This is a genomic window from Stenotrophomonas sp. STEN020, from assembly GCF_056760195.1.
In genome coordinates, this window is the sequence record NZ_JBRREI010000019.1 from 59,525 (window position 1) to 79,213 (window position 19,689).

Consider the following 19,689-nt stretch of genomic DNA (forward strand, 5'->3'; position numbering starts at 1 on the left):
ATAGCAGGCATAATGGTGTTGAGTGTAGCTTCGAGGCCGTGATGGGCCAACCGCGAATCATGAGCAATTCAAACCCCGACGTGAACGCCCTTGGCGTAGTGGCATTGGAACTGGCTGGCGGCGAGCAGCCCGGCAAGGCAGCCTTGGGCTCCGAGCAGGCTGGTGAGCTGGTGGCATTGATTGGCCGCGACCTGACCAAGCTGGTCCCGCAGGTCAGCGAGCTGGACCTGGTATTCGCTGCCGCGCATTTCGACCCGGCTGAAGTGCTGCGCCCCGGCCTGCCCATTCATCGGCGCCTGGAAGAACTGCAGATGCGCGCCCCCGGCCGCAACCACGGCGCGCGCCTGCTGGCATTCGGCGCCGATGCCAATGGCGAGATCCCGCTGCCACTGCAGGCCGATCCTGCGTTGACCGGCGGCGCGTTGCGGCTGCTGCCGTTCGTGTTGGCCGGCGGTGAAGCGGCCGTGCGCCATGACGTGCGAGATGCGCTGGAAGAAGTGCTGCTGGCCAATGGCATGGCACAACCGGACACCGCGTTGCTGGCTCAGAACAGCTTCGCCGCGCAGATCGAACACGCACGCTATTTCACGGTCAACGATCTGGCCGCGATGATGGCCATGCAGTACGACAACCAGGGTCTGGCCGATTTGTGGCCAATACTGGAAACGGCGATGTTCGCGCCCAACGAAGAGCAGTGGCTGGATGCCGCACCCGAGCCGCTGCTGCGTTACGTGGGCGGCGAAGTACGGATGGCCTTGTTTGATCCAGCCGGTTGGTGCGCGCACTACGCGCAGGACAAGAACGACTGTGATCGCCTGCAGCGCGTGTACGAGCAGTACATGATGCGTCAGCGGCAGATGGCGGCGGTATTGGAAGCGCATGGCATCGATGTGCTGTATGTGCACGTGAATGCCGGGCAGGATGCGAAGGCCTTGCTGGCGCATTGATTGCGCGTTGGTGATTGCAAAAAAGGCCGCGTACGCGGCCTTTTTTGTTTCCGAAGTGCTGTGCTCTGCCCCCTCCCTTGCGCGAAGCGCAGGGGGTGAAGAAGGCCTGCTTGCGCGCCACTGGCGCGCGGCCTGATGAACGACCGAAGGCTGTGCCTTCGGGCCGGGCGGGTTGAGGAGGGGTGCTGTTGCCTTGGCCTTTCGCTCCTGAACTGATCGTCTGACCTCGAAGGTCAGTGGTGAATCACGACGACAGCTTCACGCTGGGAGCAGGTGCGAGTTCAATGGCAAAGGCCAAAGACACAGCCAAAGCCAAAGCACCCCTCCCCAACCCTCCCCTTCGCTGCGCGAAAGGGAGGGAGTCCATCACTGCGCCTTTGCGATCACCGCACAAGCCAAGCGCGCACCCGCATTACCGGTCGGCTGGGTCTTGTAGTCATCCGGGTCGGCGTGGACGATCAGGCCGCGGCCGACGATGTCGAAGCCATCGCCAACACCAACGTTGACGTTGCTCGCCACCGGGCCATCGATATGCGCGTTGCCCTGCGCGTCGGCCTTGATGTTGGGCATGTCGCCGCCGTGATGCATGGCGGCGCTGATGCTGCCGTGTTCGCTGCTGCCCGGGTTGAAGTGGCCGCCGGCGCTGGTGCCGTCCGGCGCGCTGCAATCGCCCTTCTCGTGGATATGGAAACCGTGCTCGCTGTCCGGCTTCAAACCTGTGATATCGCCGCTGGCGCGCAACTGGCCATCGACCAGGCTGAAGTTGATGGTGCCGGCGACGGTGCTGTCCTTGGTCGGCTGCAGTTGTGCGGTGGCGATTGGTTTTGCCATTTCCGGCGGTGCAGCCGGGTCGGCAACCGGCGTGGTGGCCGCTGCGGCAGCGACGGTATCGGCCGGCGCGGCATCGGGCTCTGCGCCCTTGTTGCAGGCGGTCAGGGCCAAGGCGCTGGCGAGGAACAAGCTGGTGTGGATCAGTCGCATCTGGGTAACTCCCTTGCTGGTCTGGGTCGAATCGGCATCTGCGTGCTCAGGGGCACGTTCAGCGCACCACGCGGATTACCGCGCAGGCGACACGCGCACCGGCATTGCCGGCCGGTTGGCTGCGGTAATCGTCGGCCGAGGCATGTACCACCAGTGCGCGCCCAGCGACGTCGTTTGCAGCACCACCGCCGAGGGTAACGCCGCGAAGATGAACGTCCACGTGCGCCACACCTTTGGCATCGGCCTGCAGGTTGTCCATGTCGCCGGCATGGTGCGCGCCGGCAGCGGCGCGGCCGTGTTGCTGCATGGCGGGGTTGAAGTGGCCGCCGGCACTGCTGGCATCCACTGCGCTGCAATCGCCCTTCTCATGCACATGGAAGGCAGCCTGCTGACCACGCGGCAAGCCGCCGATCACGCCGGTGATATGCACGTCGCCGGCTTCCGGCACCAGCGCGAGGCGACCACTGACCAGGCTGGCCGAGGCTGGCGCCAGATTGGCTTCGGCCATCTTGGCGGTGCTGACCGTGGACATCGGCGCAGGTGGCGGTACGGACTTGGTGCCCGGGCTGGTACCGCAGGCACTGAGCAACGCGGTTGCGGCCAGGGCGGTAAGAGGAAGCAGGGTGCGCATCGATATCTCCTTGCAACAGAACGAACAGGCCGGTGCCGCGCTCAACTACCGCGACGGCGTCCGGGCCCAAGTTTGCGGGTAACGGTGTTACGGCCGAGTCCGAGCCGGGTTGCGGCATCGGTACGGCGGCCGTCGGTGAAATCCAGTGCCACTTCCAGCAGCACGTTGTCCAAGCGCTCGCGTGCCTCGGCATGCAGGCCGCTGGCGCCTTCGGCCAGGCGCTGCCGGGCCCAGGCCGCCAATGCGCGGTCCCAGTGCTCCGGAGTGACCGCGGTGGTGCCGGCTGCGGCGCGGCCGCCACGGTTCAATGCGGCCTGCACGTCGTCGGCCGATACGGTGTCGGCGACCGCCAGCGCGGCCAGGCGCCAGCAGACGTTTTCCAGCTCACGGACGTTGCCCGGCCAGTTGTGCTCGCGCAGCGCCTTTACCGCTGCACCCGACAGACGCTTGGGCGGCATGTCGAGCCGGCGCGCGGCGTTGAGCAGGAAGTTCTCGGCCAGTTGCGGCACATCGCCAAGGCGTTCGCGCAACGGCGGCAGCAGCAAGCGCACCATGTCCAACCGATGCAACAGATCGGCGCGGAAGCGGCCTTGTTCGACCAGTGTTTCCAGATCCTGATGGGTGGCCGCGACCACGCGGACATCGACGCGGATCAGCTCGCGGCCGCCAACCCGGAAGAACTCGCCTTCGGCCAGCACGCGCAGCAGCCGGGTCTGCAGGGCCAGCGGCATGTCGCCGATTTCATCGAGGAACAAGGTGCCGCCATCGGCCTGCTCGAAGCGGCCGATATGGCGCTTGGTCGCGCCGGTGAAGGCACCGGCCTCGTGACCGAACAATTCGCTTTCCAGCAGCTCGGCCGGGATCGCGGCAGTGTTGAGCGCGACAAACGGGCCTTTGGCGCGCGGTGACTCGCGGTGCAATGCGGTCGCCACCAGTTCCTTGCCGGTGCCGGTCTCGCCGTTGATCAATACCGACAATGGCGCCTGTGCGAGCCGGCCAATGGCGCGGAACAGCGCCCGCATGGCGGGCGTATCGCCGATCAGCTGTGGCGGGCCCTCTTCGTTCTTGGCCGGTGCAGGCGTGACTATAGGCGCAGGCAGTTCTTCCGCTTCGGGCAGCGCGCGTCGCGCCAGCTCCACCGCATCGTCCAGATCGAAAGGCTTGGACAGAAACTCGTGCGCGCCACCACGGAAAGCACCAGCGGTGCTCGCCACGTCGGTATAGGCCGACATCACGATCACCGGGAGCTGCGGATGCGCGGTCTTGAGCTTGTCCAGCAATACCAGTCCGTCGTCACCAGGCATGCGTACATCGGTGAACAGCAGATCCGGCACCGGCTGCTGTTCCATCGCCGTCAGGGCGGCGGCGGCACTGTCGAAGCCTTGCACCGTGTAACCGGCGTCGCGCAGCGCGGTGGTCAAGACGAAACGCACCGAGCGGTCGTCATCGACCACCCACACGGTCGCGGCCTGTGTGGACTTATGCATCGCCCACCTCCGGCGCTTCCTCGGCGGCAGGCAACGGCAACAGCACGGTAAACACCGTGTGGCCTGGGCGCGAGCGGTAACTCAAGGTGCCGCGGTGTTCGCGCGCTACTTGCTGGGCCAAGGCAAGACCCAGCCCGGTGCCTTCGGCACGGCCGCTGACCAACGGCAGGAACAGATGCTCGGCCAGTTCTTCCGGCACGCCGCGGCCGTCGTCGGCCACTTCCAGTCGCAGGGCCAGCGCGTAGGGCTGTTCGGCGATGCGCAGGCCATGCTCGACACGGGTGCGCAGGGTGACGCTGGTAGCACCAGCTTGAATGGCGTTACGAACCAGATTCAACAGCGCCTGGGTGAGGCGGTCTCCATCGCCTGGGAACTCGGGAATGCTGGGGTCGTAGTCACGCAGCAGGCGTACCGACCAGCCGGCTTCGTTCTCGACCAGTCGCAGCACCCGCTCCAGCGCGGCATGGATGTTCAGCGGCGCATGTGGGCGCTGCGGGGCCGGCGACAGCAGCTGTTCGAGCAAGGTATTGAGGCGCTCGATCTCGGCGCCGATCAGTTCGATCAGCTCGCGCTCGTCGGCATCGCGGCCGGTGGCACGACGTGCCAGCAGCTGGGCGGCGCCTTTCAGGCCAGCCAGCGGATTGCGCAGCTCGTGGGCCAGGCCCTTCAAGGCCGCACTGAATGCGCCTGGCAGTACCTGCGCCGGGTCGGCGCCCTGGAACTCGTCCACCGGATGCGCTTCCAGCAGCCAACCGCCCTGCTCCACCGCGCTCAACCACCCATCAGCGAAGCGCGGGGTTTCACCCGGCAGCGCCAAAGTCAGGCGCGGCAGGCGGGTCAGGTCGGTGGCCGGATTGGCCAGGCGCTGCGCCAGGACCTCGCCCTGCGCTTCCAGCGACACCAGCGGCTGGCCAAGCAGGCGCCGCACGCTCACCCCCAGCCAGCGGCAGAACGCCGGGTTGGCCCCTTGGATACGCCCGTCCACACCACTCCAGACCAACGGCGTGGCCAGCAAATCCGGCGAAGGCGAGAAATCAGCGTCGGTCATTGCACCAATATAGTGCAAAGCGAGCGCATCACTGCTTCTGCTGGAGCAGGGAATGCAGGATGCGGGCGTCTTCGGCGTCCAGCTCGGCCGGCAGGCTGTCGCTGCCGCGGAAACGACGGTGGAAGGCGCGCGCAGCGGCAGCGCGGTCATCCAGCGCGTAGCCGAAGGCCTGCATCGCCATCCAGCTGTCGAAGCCGGCCGGTGCCGGGCCATGCTTTGGGTCCGGCCACAGGCCGAAACCGGCTTCGGCCAGCTGCTGCCACGGGAAGTAACGGCTGGGATCGGCCTTGCGGGTAGGAGCCAGGTCGGCGTGGCCGATGATCTGGCTGCGCGGAATGTTGTAGCGCTTGCAGAGGTCATCCAGCAGGCGCAGCAGGCTGGCGATCTGCGGCTGGGTGAAGGGGCTGTCGCCGTTGTTGTCGATCTCGATGCCGATCGAGGTCGAGTTGAGATCGGTGAAGCCGCCCCAGCGGCCACCGCCGGCATGCCAGGCGCGTTCGCCATCGGCCACAAGCTGATAGAGCTCACCATCGCTGCCGACCAGGTAGTGCGAGCTGACCTTGCCGCCACTGTTGGCGCTGCGCAGCGTGTCCAGACTCTCTTGCACCGAATCCTGCTCGGTGTGGTGCAACACGATCAGCACCGGCTGGCGGTCGTTGTAGTTCGGCGACGGCACCCATTGCGCGAGCGGATTGCGCTCCGGCGTTGACGTACAGGCAGTCAGCGTGGCCAACAGGGCGAGCGGCAGCAGCAGTTTGGTCTTCATGCAGACCATTGCACGTTGCCAAGCGTGGCTTTGCAAGTGCGGTCTGGCATGTGGCGGAAACGTTGCCAACAGATGCGACGGAATTGAATGCGTGCATTGGAGGGCCTGCTCAGGGAGTTGGGGAGTCCGGCGTGATGCCGGCGCGGAACATGCACTGCATGTTCAAAACTCTTTCCGCTGGGGATGGCTGGCCGTTGTGTCTACGCTATGCAGACTTGTTGTTCGGCGAACTGCTGGAGAGGCAATGCGTGATTCACTGAAACAGAAAATCGTTGCGGTCTGCGATGCCAAGATCGCGACGAAGGGGCCGACGGTTGGGCTGTCGTTCTAGGCGTTTTTTTCGAATCGGAATGATGATCCGGAGCTGCTGATGGAAGCGGCTACGTGGTGGATCTTGATCCATCGTTTGGATCACTTCGAGAAGGCTGAGAAGGTAAAGTCGCTGGTGCTGGCGGAAGGCCTGTAGTGCCGAGCCATGCTCGGCAGGTGCCTTCCCGGGAATGCCATAAAGCTGCCCTCACCCCAACCCCTCTCCCGCAGGCGGGAGAGGGGCTATTGATGCAATTGCAGGGATGTTAGAGCGTCATTTGTCGCGCCGAGAGCGCCCTCTCCCCAACCCCTCTCCCGTAAACGGGCGAGGGGCTTTGGTTCTTTGCGGGATCGGGGCTTAAGCGGTTAGACCTCGTACGCCGATTCGCCGTGGGTGGTGACGTCCAGACCGGTGCGCTCGGCTTCTTCGCTTACGCGCAGGCCGACCAGGGCACGGACCACCAGCAGGATCACAGCGGTGACCACGGCCGACCACAACACGGTGAAGCCAACGCTGACCACCTGCACCCACACTTGATGAGCGATATCCAGATCAACCTTGGTGCCGCCCAGCGACTGTGCACTGAACACGCCAGTGAGGATGGCGCCAACAATGCCGCCCACACCATGCACACCGAATACGTCAGCGGTGTCGTCCGCCTTCAACAGGCGCTTCAGACCCGTCACGCCCCAGACGCAGACGATGCCGGTGACGAAGCCAATGACGATGGCGCCCATCGGACCGACGGTGCCGCAGGCCGGCGTTACGCCAACCAGACCAGCCACCGCACCCGAGGCTGCACCAAGCGCTGACGGATGGCCCTTGGTGATGGCTTCCACCAACGTCCAACCCAGTACCGCAGCAGCAGTCGCCAACACGGTGTTGATGAAGGCCAGCGAGGCCACGGTATCAGCAGCCGCAGCGGAGCCGGCGTTGAAGCCGAACCAACCCACCCACAGCAGCATTGCGCCGATCCAGGTCAGCGGCAGGTTGTGCGGCTTCAATGCGGTCTGGCCATAGCCCAAACGCTTGCCGACAAACCAAGCCGCCACCAGACCAGCGACACCGGCGTTGATATGCACCACCGTGCCGCCAGCGAAATCGATCGCCCCCAGTTTGCCGAGGAAGCCACCGCCCCAGACGATGTGCGCCATCGGGATGTAGCTCAGGGTGAACCACAGTGCCGAGAACAACAGCACCGCACGGAACTTGATGCGCTCGGCGAACGCACCAACGATAAGCGCGGTGGTGATGCCGGCGAAGGTCGACTGGAAGGCAACGAACAGGAAGTCCGGCAGGCCGGCGATCGGCGTATTGCCTACCGAGTCCGGCGTGAAACCCTTGAGGAAGGCGAACTGGGTGAACGAACCAAAGAACTCGTTGCCGGCACTGAATACCGCGCTATAGCCGTAGGCCACCCACAGAATCAGGATCAACGAGAACACCACCAGTACCTGGCTGAGCACCGACAGCACGTTCTTTGCACGCACCAGGCCGCCATAGAACAGTGCAAGACCGGGAACGACCATCATCAAGACCAGCAAGGTGGCGGTGAGCATCCAGGCCACGTCACCCTTGTCGAAGCTGGGTGCGGCAGCGGCTTCTGCAGCAGGTGCCGCTGCGGCCTCCACCGGCTGTGCAGCCACTTCAGTCGCGGCAGTGGGCTGTGCCGGTGTTTCCTGTGCCCACGCACTGCTCGAAAACATGCCCAGCAACATCGCGGTGAGCATGAATGACAGGCACAGGCCTCCGAGCCGGGCTTTCAACCCGGTGAAAAATTCCGTTCGCATTGTCGACTCCGGTTGTGGGGGTGGAACCTGCCAGCGACCTGTTGTCATCTGGCGGTCGCTGCCGCCGGAGGACGGGTCGGTAGCGGGTTCTTAAAGCGCGTCGGCGCCTGTTTCGCCGGTGCGGATACGCACCACTTGTTCAAGCGCGGTAACGAAGATCTTGCCGTCACCAATCTTGCCGGTGCCAGCAGCGCCCTGCAGGGCTTCGATCACGGCATCGACGTTGTCGTCGGTGACCGCGGTTTCAATGCGGATCTTGGGGAGGAAATCGACGACATATTCGGCGCCACGGTACAGCTCGGTGTGGCCTTTCTGCCGCCCAAAGCCCTTGACCTCGGTGACGGTGATACCGGAAACGCCTGCGGCGCCCAAGGCTTCACGCACTTCGTCGAGCTTGAATGGACGGATGATCGCGGAGATTAATTTCATGCGCATGTCCCGATGTGGAGGAGACCGGCCTGCGGCTGCGGGCCGGCATCATGTCTTCCACCGGCCGTTGTGCGGCCGCTGGCTGTTGCGCCGAACGCATCATGGGCCTGGCTGTTGCCACCGGCATTGCTACCGGCCGCTACAACCACGCGGGAGGGAGGAGTGGCCCATGCCGCGCGCTCGGATTCTCTTGCCCCTGCAGGTGTGCTGCTGGCTGTTGCATCACCTTTGTGCTCCCCAGCAACAAAGGCGGCGGCGATGACGCAGATGGGAGGGGGAGGGTCCACGCCAACGCCGCCTAAAAACAGCTAGTAACTACACCTGGTGTTGCCGGCGGCCAGCGCGATGCGATGGCCGCCGTTACATCAGCTGGTGAACTCAGCTTGCGTAGTACAGCTGGTATTCGAGCGGATGGGTCGCAGCGCGGAACGCGGTGACTTCCTTCATCTTCAACGCGATGTAAGCGTCGATGAAGTCGTCGCTCATCACGCCGCCGGCCTTGAGGAACTCGCGGTCCTTGTCCAGCGCTTCCAGTGCCTGGTCCAGCGAGGAACAGACCTGCGGGATCAGCTTCTCTTCTTCCGGCGGCAGGTCGTACAGATCCTTGTCGCTCGGTGCACCCGGGTCGATCTGGTTCTTGATACCGTCCAGGCCGGCCATCATCAGCGCGGTGAAGGTCAGGTAGCCGGACTGGATCGGATCCGGGAAACGCATTTCGATGCGGCGTGCCTTCGGGTTGGACACCCACGGAATGCGGCACGAAGCCGAACGGTTGCGGGCCGAATAGGCCAGCATCACCGGTGCTTCGAAGCCCGGGACCAGGCGCTTGTAGCTGTTGGTGCCGGAGTTGGCGAAGGCATTGATCGCACGGGCGTGCTTGAAGATGCCGCCGATGTACCACAGCGCCATCTGGCTCAGGCCGCCGTAGCCGTCGCCGGAGAACAGGTTGTTGCCGCCCTTGGCCAGCGACTGGTGCACGTGCATGCCGCTGCCGTTGTCGCCGACCAGCGGCTTGGGCATGAAGGTGACGGTCTTGCCGTTGCGGTGCGCGACGTTCTTGATGACGTGCTTCATGCGCTGCAGTTCGTCAGCCTTGGTCACCAGGGTGTTGAACTTGGCGCCGATCTCGCACTGGCCGGCATTGGCCACTTCGTGGTGGTGCACTTCGACTTCGATGCCGACCTTTTCCAGCACCTTGCACATCTCGGCGCGGATATCGTGCAGCGAATCGGTCGGCGGCACCGGGAAGTAACCACCCTTCACGGTCGGACGGTAGCCGGTGTTGGTGCCGTCGTAGCTCTTGCCGGTGTTCCAGGCGCCTTCTTCAGAGTTGATCTTGTAGAAGGTGTTGCCCATGTCGTTGGCGAACTGCACCGAATCGAAGATGAAGAATTCCGGTTCCGGGCCGAAGAACGCCAGGTCGGCAATGCCGGAGGACTTCAGGTACGACTCGGCGCGCTTGGCGATGCCGCGCGGGCAGCGGCCGTAGCCCTGCATGGTGGCCGGGTCGAGCACGTCGCAGATCAGCACCAGGGTCGGGTCGGCGTAGAACGGGTCGACATAGGCGCTGTCGGCGTCCGGCAGCAGCACCATGTCCGACTCGGCGATGCCCTTCCAACCGGCGATCGAGCTGCCATCGAACATCTTGCCTTCTTCAAACAGGGTCGGCTCGATGATCGAAACCGGGAAGGTCACGTGCTGCTCGATGCCACGCATGTCGACGAAACGCAGGTCGATGAACTCGATCTGGTTGTCCTTGATCAGCTTCTCAACGTTTTCCAGCGACATCGGGTGCAACCTCGGATGGATGATGTGCATGTGTCAAAGCAAATGGCGTGCCAACTTCTAAAGCGCGGCAACTCATTGTTTTTATTGCCATCACACAAGTAGTGTCAGCCGTTATAAGCACCATTTTGGTGCTTATTTCGTGTGATGCACCATTCAGGTGCGTAACACTTAATGTTCTATGCTGTGCCCGCCTTTTCCCATCCAAACCCTAATGTCCGACCTGCTCTCCGCCCTCCTGCTGGGCATCCTCGAAGGCCTCACTGAATTCCTCCCTATTTCCAGCACCGGCCATCTGCTGATCGCCCAGCATTGGCTGGGCGCGCGCTCGGACTTCTTCAACATCGTCATCCAGGCCGGCGCCATCCTGGCCGTGGTGTTGGCGTTCCGGCAGCGGCTGTGGTCGCTGGCCACCGGCTTGAACGAGCGCGAAAACCGCGACTACGTGATGAAGCTGGGCGTGGCCTTCCTGGTCACCGCCGTGGTCGGCCTGCCGGTACGCCTGGCCGGCTGGGAACTGCCTGAAACCGTCACCCCGGTAGCCTGGGCGCTGGTCATCGGCGGCGTCTGGATGCTGGTTGCCGAACGCTTTGCCGGGCGCCTGCCCGACAGCGACACCGTGACCTGGAAAGTTGCCGTGGCAGTTGGCCTGGCGCAGGTGGTGGCCGGCGTGTTCCCCGGCACCTCGCGTTCGGCCGCGGCCATTTTCATGGCCCTGCTGCTGGGCCTGACCCGTCGCTCCGCGGCCGCCGAATTCGTTTTCCTGGTCGGCGTCCCCACCATGTTCGCGGCCAGCGGCTATGCCCTGCTTGAGATGTTCAAGAAGGGCCAGCTGGGCAACGAAAACTGGACCGACGTAGGCGTAGCCTTCGTGGCAGCGGCGGTCACCGGCTTCATCGTGGTGAAGTGGCTGCTGAGCTACATCAAACGCCGTCCCTTCACCGGCTTCGCGCTATACCGCATTGCATTGGGCTTCGGCCTGCTGTTGTTTTTGCCTGCTGGTAACTGAACGTGCAATAGCAAGTGCAACCCCGTCATCCGGCCATGGCCGTTTGACGTCCTGACTTTTCCAACGCACCACAAGGAGTTCACCATGAAGCGCATTCTTCTGTTGGCACTGCCCATCGCCCTCATGACCGCCTGCAGCAATCCGCCGGCTACCACCAAGAGCGAAACCGCAGCCACCCCCGACACCAGCACCGCCGCTCCTGCCGCGAACCTCGACACCACCCAGCTGGCCGCAAACCACTGGCTGCTGGACAACGCCGTGGACGCCAGCGGCAAGCGCATCGACGGCCTGTTCGTGCAGGCTGACAAGCCGCTGACCCTGGACTTCAAGGACAACCGCCTGTCGGTCAGCAACGCCTGCAACAACATCGGCGGCGGTTACACGCTGGAAGCCGGTGCATTGACCGTCGGCAACCTGATGTCCACCAACAAGGCCTGCGAGGGCCCGCTGATGGCGGTTGACGGCCTGATCAGCGAGCGCCTGCAGGGCAAGCTGACCGTGCGTGCACTGGACGCTTCGGCAATGACCCTGGTCACCGCCAAGGGCGACGTGCTCAGCTTCCGCGCCGAGCCGACCGCCGAAACCCGCTACGGCGGCCCGGGTGAGATCGTGTTCATGGAAGTGGAGCCGCAGACCAAGCCCTGCCCGCACCCGCTGATGAAGGACGCCACCTGCCTGCAGGTGCGTGAAGTGAAGTACAACGAGCAGGGTCTGGAACAGGGCAAGCGCGGTGAGTTCACCAACTTCTACGGCAACATCGAGGGCTACACCCACGAGCCGGGCGTGCGCAACGTGCTGCGTCTGAAGCGCTACCAGATCAAGAACCCGCCGGCTGATGCACCGTCGCAGGCCTATGTGCTGGACATGGTGGTGATGTCGGAAATGGCGAAGTAAGCCCACAGGGCTTACGCAAACAGAAAGGGCGCCGCAAGGCGCCCTTTCTGTTTTTGTAGAGCCGAGCCATGCTCGGCTGGGGCATTACCGGGAAAGCCTCTGCCGAGCATGGCTCGGCACTACCGATCTAGGCCAGCGATTTGTTCAACGTATATGTGCCATGCACCGACGCTTCGGCCAACACATGGCCTTGCATGGCAAGGTACACGTCGGCAGCAGTGAATGCACCATCTACCGGCAGGCGCTCCACATCCAGCGCGAACAGCCGGAAGAAATAGCGGTGCAGGCGCTCGTCGTTGAATGGCGGATACGGGCCGTCGTAACCGTAATAGGTGCCGCTCATCTGCGCGTTGCCGGCGAACCAGCCGGTGTAATCATTGATGCCCTGGCGTGCACCGGCCGGGCCGGCCGGCTGGGTCTTGCCGTGCGCGGTGAAGCCATCGCTGCAGCTGCCGGCGGCGATCTCGCGCAGCTCTGCAGGAACATCCACCATCACCCAATGCACAAAGTCGGCACGCGGCTGATCCAGCGGAATGCTGACGTCATCGCGACCGACCAGCTCAGCCACGGTCGGCACGTCCGGGTCCACGCAGATCAGCGCGAATGAGCGCGTGCCTGCCGGCACATCGCTCCACGCCAACTGCGGGTTGCGGTTGCCAGCGAAGCCATTGGCATCGCCTGCGGCAAACTCGGCCGCAATCGGCTGCCCGTTCTGAAAACTCTGACTGTCCAGTTTCATCATTGTTCCTTGATCAGGCTTCGGGATAACCCAGACGCACCGCGACCGGGGTCAGCACTGCAAACTCCGACGCCAATACCTGTGTGTAATTGCGCCAATGGCCAGCCGGAATGGTGCCCGGGCCAATATTGCGCACCGGCGGGAACCGCACACCAAAGACCTGTTCCAACAGCGCACCCATCGCCGCCGGATCATTCACCGCGTCGTCGGTATGAATAAGCATATGGGTATACAGATCCTGCTCATGCAGCAACGCGACCTGGGCCAACGCCCGCGCAAGCCACTGTGCAGCCTCGCTGGCCGAGGTCACTGCCAGCGGCGCCGGCGCACCCAACGCCAGCCATTCCAGCAGCATGTCGCGCGGGTCACGCAGGGCGATGATCAGGCGACCTTCCGGCAACTGCGGGCGCAGCGCCCACAGCAGGGCGTTATCCCACCACAGCAGCCAGTCGATCACGTTGCCGTCTTCGATATCGCGTGCCGGCAGCGCTTCGCGCCACTGCTGCACCAACTGTTCCGGGGTCAGTGCATCGGTGGCCAGGCGCTGCAGGGTCAGGAAGTTCTGGAACCCATCATTGGGAGGCGTTGGCCCGAAGCGGTCATCGCGCAGCACGCGGCTGCCGGCGGACATCACCGTTGCCACCCGCTCCACGCCCGAACCCGGGGCGCCCCACAGGAAGATCGGCCGTACCGGGTTGTCGTCAGCCACTTCGCCCATCGCCGGCCATTCGGCCGGTGCACGCGCCTGCTGCGGTAGCGGCAGACGGTTGGGCGCCATTTCTTCGTGTACGCGCATCCAGGTAGCCAGCGCACCGGCGCGGTCGCCAGCGCGGTCCTGGGTAGCGCCCAGCCAGCCACGCACACCGATGCGCGTCTGCTCCGGTGCACGATCCACCAGCCCCTGCACATGCGCAATAGCCGCGCTTGGCTCGCGCTGCAACAACGCTTCAACAATGCGCTGCTCGCCACTGATCCGGCCCGGCTCCAGTGCGATGATGTGATGGGCCACGGCTTCGGCCTCTTCGGCCTGGTCGTTCATGTCGTGCAGGCTCATGCGCGCTTCCAGCGCTGGCAGGTGCTCAGGCATCGCTGTCAGCCAGCGGTCGACGACATCAATGGCTTCTTCGCTGCCCACCTGGGCCACGGCCAGGCGCGCCATCCACAGATCATGCAGCTGCGGGTGCGCCTGCACGGCGGCTTCCAGTTCGCTGCGGGCTTCTTCCTCGCGGCCCAGACGCTGCCACGCCATCAACAGCATCTGCAGCGTGGGACGGTCACCCGGCACCTGCAGCAGCAGCGGGCGCAGGTGTTCCAGTGCCTGCAGTGGCTGACCCGAGACCAGTTCCAACTCGCCGGCCAGGCGGCGCATGCCCGGGGTATCACCCTGTGGTGTAGCCAGTACCTCGCGCATCATTTCCGCTGCACGGTCCAGGTGCCCCTGACGCAGGAGCAGCTGCACTACCAGGCCACGCAGCGCGTGGTTATCGGGGTTCAACTCGATCACGCGGCGGAACGCCTGTTCGGCAAAGGCCAACATGTCCTTGCCCAGATAGGCGAAGCCCAACGCGTACAGCACGCGGACATCACCTGGCAGCTTGGCAGCAGCGGCCGACAGAATCGCCAATGCGCGGTCAGCATCACCACGACGCAGCGCAACCATGCCTTCAATCGCGCCCAACTCGGGGCTGTCCGGATCGACACGCGCAGCCATGCGACCCAGACGGTCGGCCTCGTCGACGTCATCGCGGCCCAACGCCAGATGCGCCTGCATCAGGTAGGCGGAGAATTCGTTGGGGTTCAACGCGGTGCTGCGGTCCAGCGCCTGCCCGGCGGCGTCGATCTGACGCTGTGCCAGCAACAGGCCTGCGTGCTGCAGATGCAGCGCGGCGTCATCCGGGGCCAAGCCCAGCGCCTGCTCCAGACTTGCCTGGGCCTGCTCCAGCTGGCCTTGCTGCTGCAGCGCCAGCGCCAGCCAGCGGTGGGCCTGGGCTTGTTGCGGTTCTGCGCCAACCCATGCACGGGCCAGGGTCACGGCCTCATCGGTGGCATTACGGCGCAGGGCTTCAATGATCTTGTCTTGCATGGCGGTCCAGCGTTAGCGCAAACCCGCATTGTAGCGGCCCCGGCCGCTGCTGCTGGGTTCAGCTGACGGCAGCGGCCAAATGCTGCGCCACCCAGCGCTCGGAGAAGCCATCGCCACGCAGGTTCTCGATGAAACCGCAGTGGCCACCCCAACGCGCAATCTCCAAGTGGGCATCGGCCGGCAGCCGCCAATGATCGAACGTGGTGAAGGGAATCACCGGGTCATCGGCGGCCATCAGGATGTCGGCCGGCACCTGCAGCCCAGCCAGCTTGTCACCGGCAATGGAGTAGCCATCGAAGTATTCCTGCAGCGAGCCGAAATCGGTATGCCGGTCCACCAGCCAGCCAGTCAGCGCGCGGATATCCAGCTTCAACACGCTGTCATCGCAGTCGGCCAGCTCCGGGAACAGTGCGCGCTTGCGGCGCAGCGAGCCGGTCCATTTGCGACGGAAGTACCAGTCGTACATCGCCGGACCACGCTCGATGCTGTCCATGGTGAGCGCAGGGTCAAGTACCGGGCACACCGAGGCCACATGCCGCAACGGCACCCCGGCAGCGGGTGCGTGCAAGGCCAGCCGCAGCACGAAATTGCCGCCCAGCGAGTAACCTGCGGCCACCATTGGCAGGCCGGCAAAGCGCTGCGCCACATCGGCAGCGGCATGCACCACTTCTTCGATACGGCAGGAATGGAAGATGCCCGGGTTGAGATGATGGGTATTGCCGTGATCACGGAAGTTCAGCCGCACCACATCAAAGCCCTGCTCCAGCAGGCGCGCGGCGGTCATGCGCATATAGCTGGACTCGGCACTGCCTTCCCAGCCGTGCAACAGCAGCGCCAGCGCCTTTGGCGGCGCGCCCTGCGGGCGGCTGTGCCAGGCTTGCAGGCGCACGCCATCGCCGCCGTCGAGCAGAAGCTCCTGGGTGACCGCGCCGCTGGCGGCCAGCAACTGGCGGCCACGTCGCAAGCGCAGCCGGCTGGATGCCAGCATCGACTGCAGATGCGGATTGCGCAGCCAGCGCGGCGGCTGGTAGTTGCAGGCGCTCAGCATGACCGACCCGGTGGGCGTTGACTGCCCAACTCAGCGTTGGCCGCGATCTGCACCTTACGGTCCTTCCATCACCGCCACGATGCGCGCGCGCGAGGTCTCGGCGATGCGCCGGCGACCTTCCAGATCCTGGATGGCGATGGGCTCGAGGAAATGCACCTCGCCACGTCGTGCTGGCTCACCCAGTAGACGCAGGAAGTTACCGGCGAAGCTCTCGCCCGGCCCGAACGCCACCGTGGTCTGTGCGTCACCGCGCACGCCGTAACGCAGCGCGATCGGCTGCACCGGCACGCCGGCTTCCACCGCCGACTGGAAGATGCGCGCGTGGAACGGCCCCACCTCCTTGCCACCGCGGGTACGTCCCTCCGGAAATACCGCTACCGGACGCTGCTCCTGCAGCCGCTTGACCATTTCTTCCATCACCCCGCCCAGCGACTCGGTGTTGCCGCGCTGGTGGAAGATGGTGTGGCCGCGGCTGGCGACCCAACCAACCACTGGCCAGCCGGCGATTTCGCGCTTGGCGACAAAACCAACCATCTTCTGGCTGTGGATCACGCAGATGTCGACCCAACCGACGTGGTTGGCGACAAACAGCACCGCACCCGGCAAGGGCTGGCCATAGCGCTGCAGGCGGAAGCCGAAGATCCACATCAAACCGCCCGACCACCAGCGCACCACCCGCTCTTCCAGCGGGTTGCTGGCGGGGCCAATACGCCCCAACGGCTGCGTCATCAGCAGCAGGATCAGCGGCAGGAACAGGACAATGTGAACCAGTAGCAGCGGGGCGCGGTACAAGTAACGGAACACGCGGGCCACACCGCCCTGGCGGGCGGGACGGGGGGAAGTCATCCGCGCACGATACCGGATGCGGTCCGGCTTCCGCCAGCACGGGGACCATGCCGATTGGCATTCCCGAAGACGCTGCCAAAGGGTGCGCCGTGCCACACTATCGGCAGGAAGTACCGGTCGGCCCGGGTTTTGAGGGTACGCCGGCAACATTCCCGGCATGAAGTGTGTACAACAACACTATCGTTCAGGGGGACGGCATGATGGACCGGCAGCTGCTGTCATCGACAGAAGACATGCTGCATTTGTTCTCGGCGGCACTGGAACAGATCGGCAATGGCGTGATTCTGTTCGACGACGCCAACACCATTCTGTACGTCAACCATGCCATGGAGGAGATTTCCGGCTGGTCCCGCACTGAACTGCAGGGCAAGAACCTGGGCACGCTGGCACCAGCCAGCATGCGCGAGCGCTACAACACCCGCCTGTACCCGGGCGACAGCAACCGCGTGCAGGAGCTGGTCGCCGATCCACACGACATCCAGATGATCCGCAAGGACCAGAGCACCTGCTGGATCAGCGTCTCCATGTCACAGATTGCCGACGGTGAACGCAACATCCGCATGGTGCTGGTCAGCGACGTCACCGCGCGTCGCCTGGCACAGGCACGCGAGCGCCTGCTGTCGCTGGGCTTCGATGAAACCCAGAGTGCGGTGCTGATCACCGATGCCGAAGGCCGCATCGTGCATCTGAACAAGGGCTTCCGGCGCCTGTTCGGCTTCCTCGACGCCGAGGCGATGGGTCAGTACGTGCCGGCGTTGCTGGCACCGGAGAGCTATTCGTCCGAACAGTTGAGCGCCTATACCGCGCGCCTGCTGGCCGGCCAGCCGATCCGCGCCGACGAGCGGCTCTACCGCAAGAACGGGCAGCCGCTATGGTGCTCGGTCAGCACCAACCCCATCTTCGATGACTACGGCACCTTGGTGAATCTGGTCATCGTGCTGATGGACATCACCCGCACCAAGGTGCACGAAGTCCTGCAGCACAAGATGCTCGATGCGATGGTGCGCGAAGTACCCACCGCCGAGGTCATGCAGATGATGTGCCTGGAGGTGGAGAAGATCGCCCCGCAGGTGCTGTGCTCAGTGCTGCGGGTAGAAGACGGGCGACTGCGCCATCTGGCTGCGCCCAGCCTGCCTGAGGCTTACACCCGGCTGGTGGACGGCGTGCCGGTGGGGCCAAAAACCGGCGCCTGCGGCACTGCCGCGTACTGCGGCCAGACCGTGCTCAGCCGCGACATCGCCACCGACCCCAACTGGGAAGGCATCAGCCATCTGGCCCTGCAGCACGGCCTGGCCGCCTGCTGGTCCACCCCGATCAAGGCCAACGATGGCCGGGTGCTCGGCACCTTCGCCTTCTACTACCGGCAGCCCTACGACCCGGACAGCTTCCACCACCGGCTGGTCGAAGTGATCGTGCATCTATGCGCGCTGGCGCTGGAGCGCGAGGAAGCACGCAACCGGATCCGCCGGCTGGCCTTCTACGACGACCTCACCGGCCTGCCCAACCGCAGCCTGCTGCATGCCCAGGCCGACCAGGCCATCACCGCCGCCAGTCACCACGGGCAGACAATGGCGGTGATGTTCATCGATCTGGACCGCTTCAAGCAGATCAATGACTCCTTCGGCCACCCCGGCGGCGACGAGCTGCTGCGCACCGTGGCAAGACGCCTGCAGGAAGAAACCGGGCCGATGGACATCGTCGGCCGGCTCTCCGGCGATGAATTCGTGGTGATCCTCAACCGCTGCGATGTGCCTGCCGCCAGTGAACGCAGCGAGCGCATCCTGCGCACGCTGGGCCTGCCGCTGGCGCTGGGTGATCTGGAAATCCGGCCCTCTGCCAGTATCGGCATCAGCATCTTCCCGCATGACGGCAACAACATGGATTCCCTGCTGCACCATGCCGACGTCGCCATGTACCAGGCCAAGCACAACGGCCGCAACCGCGTGCGCTTCTACAGCAGCGAGATGGACGAGTGCGCGCAGGAACGCATGGCGCTGGAAGCGGCCCTGCGTGAAGCGCTTGAACAAGGCCAACTGCAGCTGCACTACCAACCGCAGATCGAGATCCACAGCGGCCGCCTGCACAGCGTCGAAGCGCTGGCGCGCTGGCAGCATCCACGCCTGGGCAGCGTGCCGCCGATCCGCTTCATCCCCTTGGCCGAAGAGGCCGGGCTGATCGGCGACCTCGGCCAATGGGCGTTGCGCGAAGCCTGCCGGCAGCTGGGCCGCTGGCGCCTGGAAGGCCTGGAGGTGCCATCGGTATCGGTGAATCTTTCACCCACCAACTTCCACAGTGAGGCGCTGCCGGACTGCATCAGCCAGATCCTGCAGCAGGAGTCGTTGAGCGCCGACGACCTGATCCTGGAGATCACCGAAGACGTCTTGCTTGATGGTGACCCGATCACCCTGCAGACGCTGCGGCAGGTGCATGCACTTGGCGTGCGGCTGTCGATGGACGACTTCGGCACTGGCTATTCCAGCCTCAGCTACCTGCGCCAGTTGCCGATCAGCGAGCTCAAGCTGGACCGCAGCTTCGTGCGCGGCATTGAAGGCGACAAGGTTGCCAGCGCCTTGACCCAGGCCATCGCCCACATCGGCCAGAGCCTGCAATTGAAGGTTGTTGCCGAAGGCGTGGAAAGCCTGGAGCAACTACGCCTGCTCGGCGCGCAGGGTTACCAGATCGCGCAGGGATTTCACTTCACCCCGGCATTGCCGGCACCGGCCCTGGCCGACTGGGTTCGCGAGCATTTGCCGGTGGCGGTGTTGGCTTAGTTGGAGGTTGCTGCGGGTGCGGGTGCGGGTACAACAGCACCGGCAAAAGCGACCCCTCCCCAGCCCTCCCCTTGCCTACGGCAAAGGGAGGGAGCGCAGCGTTACCCCCTCCCTTTGCCGTAGGC

General features: G+C 64.6%; 16 protein-coding genes and 1 pseudogene. 5 read left to right on the forward strand and 12 right to left on the reverse strand.

Translation table 11 applies throughout. From position 1 onward, the window contains the following. Window positions 1-59: 59 nt before the first annotated feature. The gene (locus tag ACVOLZ_RS10315) at window positions 60-947 is read left to right on the forward strand and encodes a hypothetical protein (protein WP_481516047.1); all 888 of its coding nucleotides are present in this window, start codon (window positions 60-62) and stop codon (window positions 945-947) included. Window positions 948-1,313: 366 nt separating this feature from the next. Here the strand turns inward: ACVOLZ_RS10315 and ACVOLZ_RS10320 are convergent, their stop codons facing one another. The 5 genes from ACVOLZ_RS10320 to ACVOLZ_RS10340 are packed head-to-tail and all read right to left on the reverse strand — an operon-like array spanning window position 1,314 to window position 5,860. Then, on the reverse strand, window positions 1,314-1,928 hold the full coding sequence (locus tag ACVOLZ_RS10320) for a superoxide dismutase family protein (RefSeq protein ID WP_481516048.1): 615 nt from the start codon (window positions 1,926-1,928) through the stop codon (window positions 1,314-1,316). 58 nt (window positions 1,929-1,986) lie between these two features. Next, window positions 1,987-2,559, reverse strand: a complete 573-nt coding sequence (locus tag ACVOLZ_RS10325; protein WP_481516049.1) for a superoxide dismutase family protein — start codon at window positions 2,557-2,559, stop codon at window positions 1,987-1,989. A gap of 41 nt (window positions 2,560-2,600) precedes the next feature. After that, on the reverse strand, window positions 2,601-4,046 hold the full coding sequence (gene ntrC / locus ACVOLZ_RS10330) for a nitrogen regulation protein NR(I) (RefSeq protein ID WP_481516050.1): 1,446 nt from the start codon (window positions 4,044-4,046) through the stop codon (window positions 2,601-2,603). Then, the gene (locus ACVOLZ_RS10335; protein ID WP_481516051.1) at window positions 4,039-5,094 is read right to left on the reverse strand and encodes a two-component system sensor histidine kinase NtrB; all 1,056 of its coding nucleotides are present in this window, start codon (window positions 5,092-5,094) and stop codon (window positions 4,039-4,041) included. The genes ntrC and ACVOLZ_RS10335 overlap by 8 nt, the downstream gene beginning before the upstream one ends. A 28-nt stretch (window positions 5,095-5,122) precedes the next feature. Next, entirely contained in the window at window positions 5,123-5,860 is a 738-nt protein-coding gene (locus ACVOLZ_RS10340) for an N-acetylmuramoyl-L-alanine amidase (RefSeq protein WP_481516052.1), read from the reverse strand. Between the two features lie 343 nt (window positions 5,861-6,203). On the opposite strand from ACVOLZ_RS10340, the pseudogene ACVOLZ_RS10345 reads away from it, so the two are divergent. Then, window positions 6,204-6,326, forward strand: a pseudogene (locus ACVOLZ_RS10345) (DUF6500 family protein); the annotation flags it as partial. A gap of 209 nt (window positions 6,327-6,535) precedes the next feature. Here the strand turns inward: ACVOLZ_RS10345 and ACVOLZ_RS10350 are convergent. The 3 genes from ACVOLZ_RS10350 to glnA form a co-directional block, all read right to left on the reverse strand. Then, a complete protein-coding gene (locus ACVOLZ_RS10350; RefSeq protein ID WP_481516053.1) occupies window positions 6,536-7,960 on the reverse strand; it encodes an ammonium transporter in 1,425 nt (474 codons plus the stop codon). 90 nt (window positions 7,961-8,050) lie between these two features. Next, window positions 8,051-8,389 carry a P-II family nitrogen regulator gene (locus ACVOLZ_RS10355; RefSeq protein ID WP_481508674.1) on the reverse strand — a complete coding sequence of 113 codons (339 nt, stop codon included), beginning with the start codon at window positions 8,387-8,389 and terminating at the stop codon, window positions 8,051-8,053. 378 nt (window positions 8,390-8,767) lie between these two features. Then, window positions 8,768-10,177: a type I glutamate--ammonia ligase gene (glnA, locus tag ACVOLZ_RS10360; protein ID WP_481508675.1), complete on the reverse strand. Its 1,410-nt coding sequence runs from the start codon at window positions 10,175-10,177 to the stop codon at window positions 8,768-8,770. Window positions 10,178-10,388: 211 nt separating this feature from the next. Here glnA and ACVOLZ_RS10365 point away from each other — a divergent pair, with 211 nt between their 5' ends. Beyond that, window positions 10,389-11,183: an undecaprenyl-diphosphate phosphatase gene (locus ACVOLZ_RS10365; protein WP_481516054.1), complete on the forward strand. Its 795-nt coding sequence runs from the start codon at window positions 10,389-10,391 to the stop codon at window positions 11,181-11,183. An 84-nt stretch (window positions 11,184-11,267) separates the two neighbouring features. Beyond that, window positions 11,268-12,077, forward strand: coding sequence for a DUF4377 domain-containing protein (locus ACVOLZ_RS10370; protein WP_481516055.1), 810 nt, complete (start codon window positions 11,268-11,270; stop codon window positions 12,075-12,077). A 127-nt stretch (window positions 12,078-12,204) separates the two neighbouring features. Here the strand turns inward: ACVOLZ_RS10370 and ACVOLZ_RS10375 are convergent, their stop codons facing one another. The 4 genes from ACVOLZ_RS10375 to ACVOLZ_RS10390 are packed head-to-tail and all read right to left on the reverse strand — an operon-like array spanning window position 12,205 to window position 16,793. Then, a complete protein-coding gene (locus tag ACVOLZ_RS10375) occupies window positions 12,205-12,816 on the reverse strand; it encodes a YbhB/YbcL family Raf kinase inhibitor-like protein (RefSeq protein ID WP_481516056.1) in 612 nt (203 codons plus the stop codon). Between the two features lie 13 nt (window positions 12,817-12,829). Continuing rightward, window positions 12,830-14,899 carry a tetratricopeptide repeat protein gene (locus tag ACVOLZ_RS10380; RefSeq protein WP_481516057.1) on the reverse strand — a complete coding sequence of 690 codons (2,070 nt, stop codon included), beginning with the start codon at window positions 14,897-14,899 and terminating at the stop codon, window positions 12,830-12,832. Between the two features lie 58 nt (window positions 14,900-14,957). After that, window positions 14,958-15,944, reverse strand: coding sequence for a YheT family hydrolase (locus ACVOLZ_RS10385; protein WP_481516060.1), 987 nt, complete (start codon window positions 15,942-15,944; stop codon window positions 14,958-14,960). A gap of 57 nt (window positions 15,945-16,001) precedes the next feature. After that, complete coding sequence (locus ACVOLZ_RS10390) at window positions 16,002-16,793, reverse strand: lysophospholipid acyltransferase family protein (protein WP_481516058.1); 792 nt, start codon at window positions 16,791-16,793, stop codon at window positions 16,002-16,004. 197 nt (window positions 16,794-16,990) lie between these two features. Here ACVOLZ_RS10390 and ACVOLZ_RS10395 point away from each other — a divergent pair, with 197 nt between their 5' ends. Further along, window positions 16,991-19,564, forward strand: coding sequence for an EAL domain-containing protein (locus tag ACVOLZ_RS10395; RefSeq protein ID WP_481516059.1), 2,574 nt, complete (start codon window positions 16,991-16,993; stop codon window positions 19,562-19,564). Window positions 19,565-19,689: the final 125 nt, after the last annotated feature.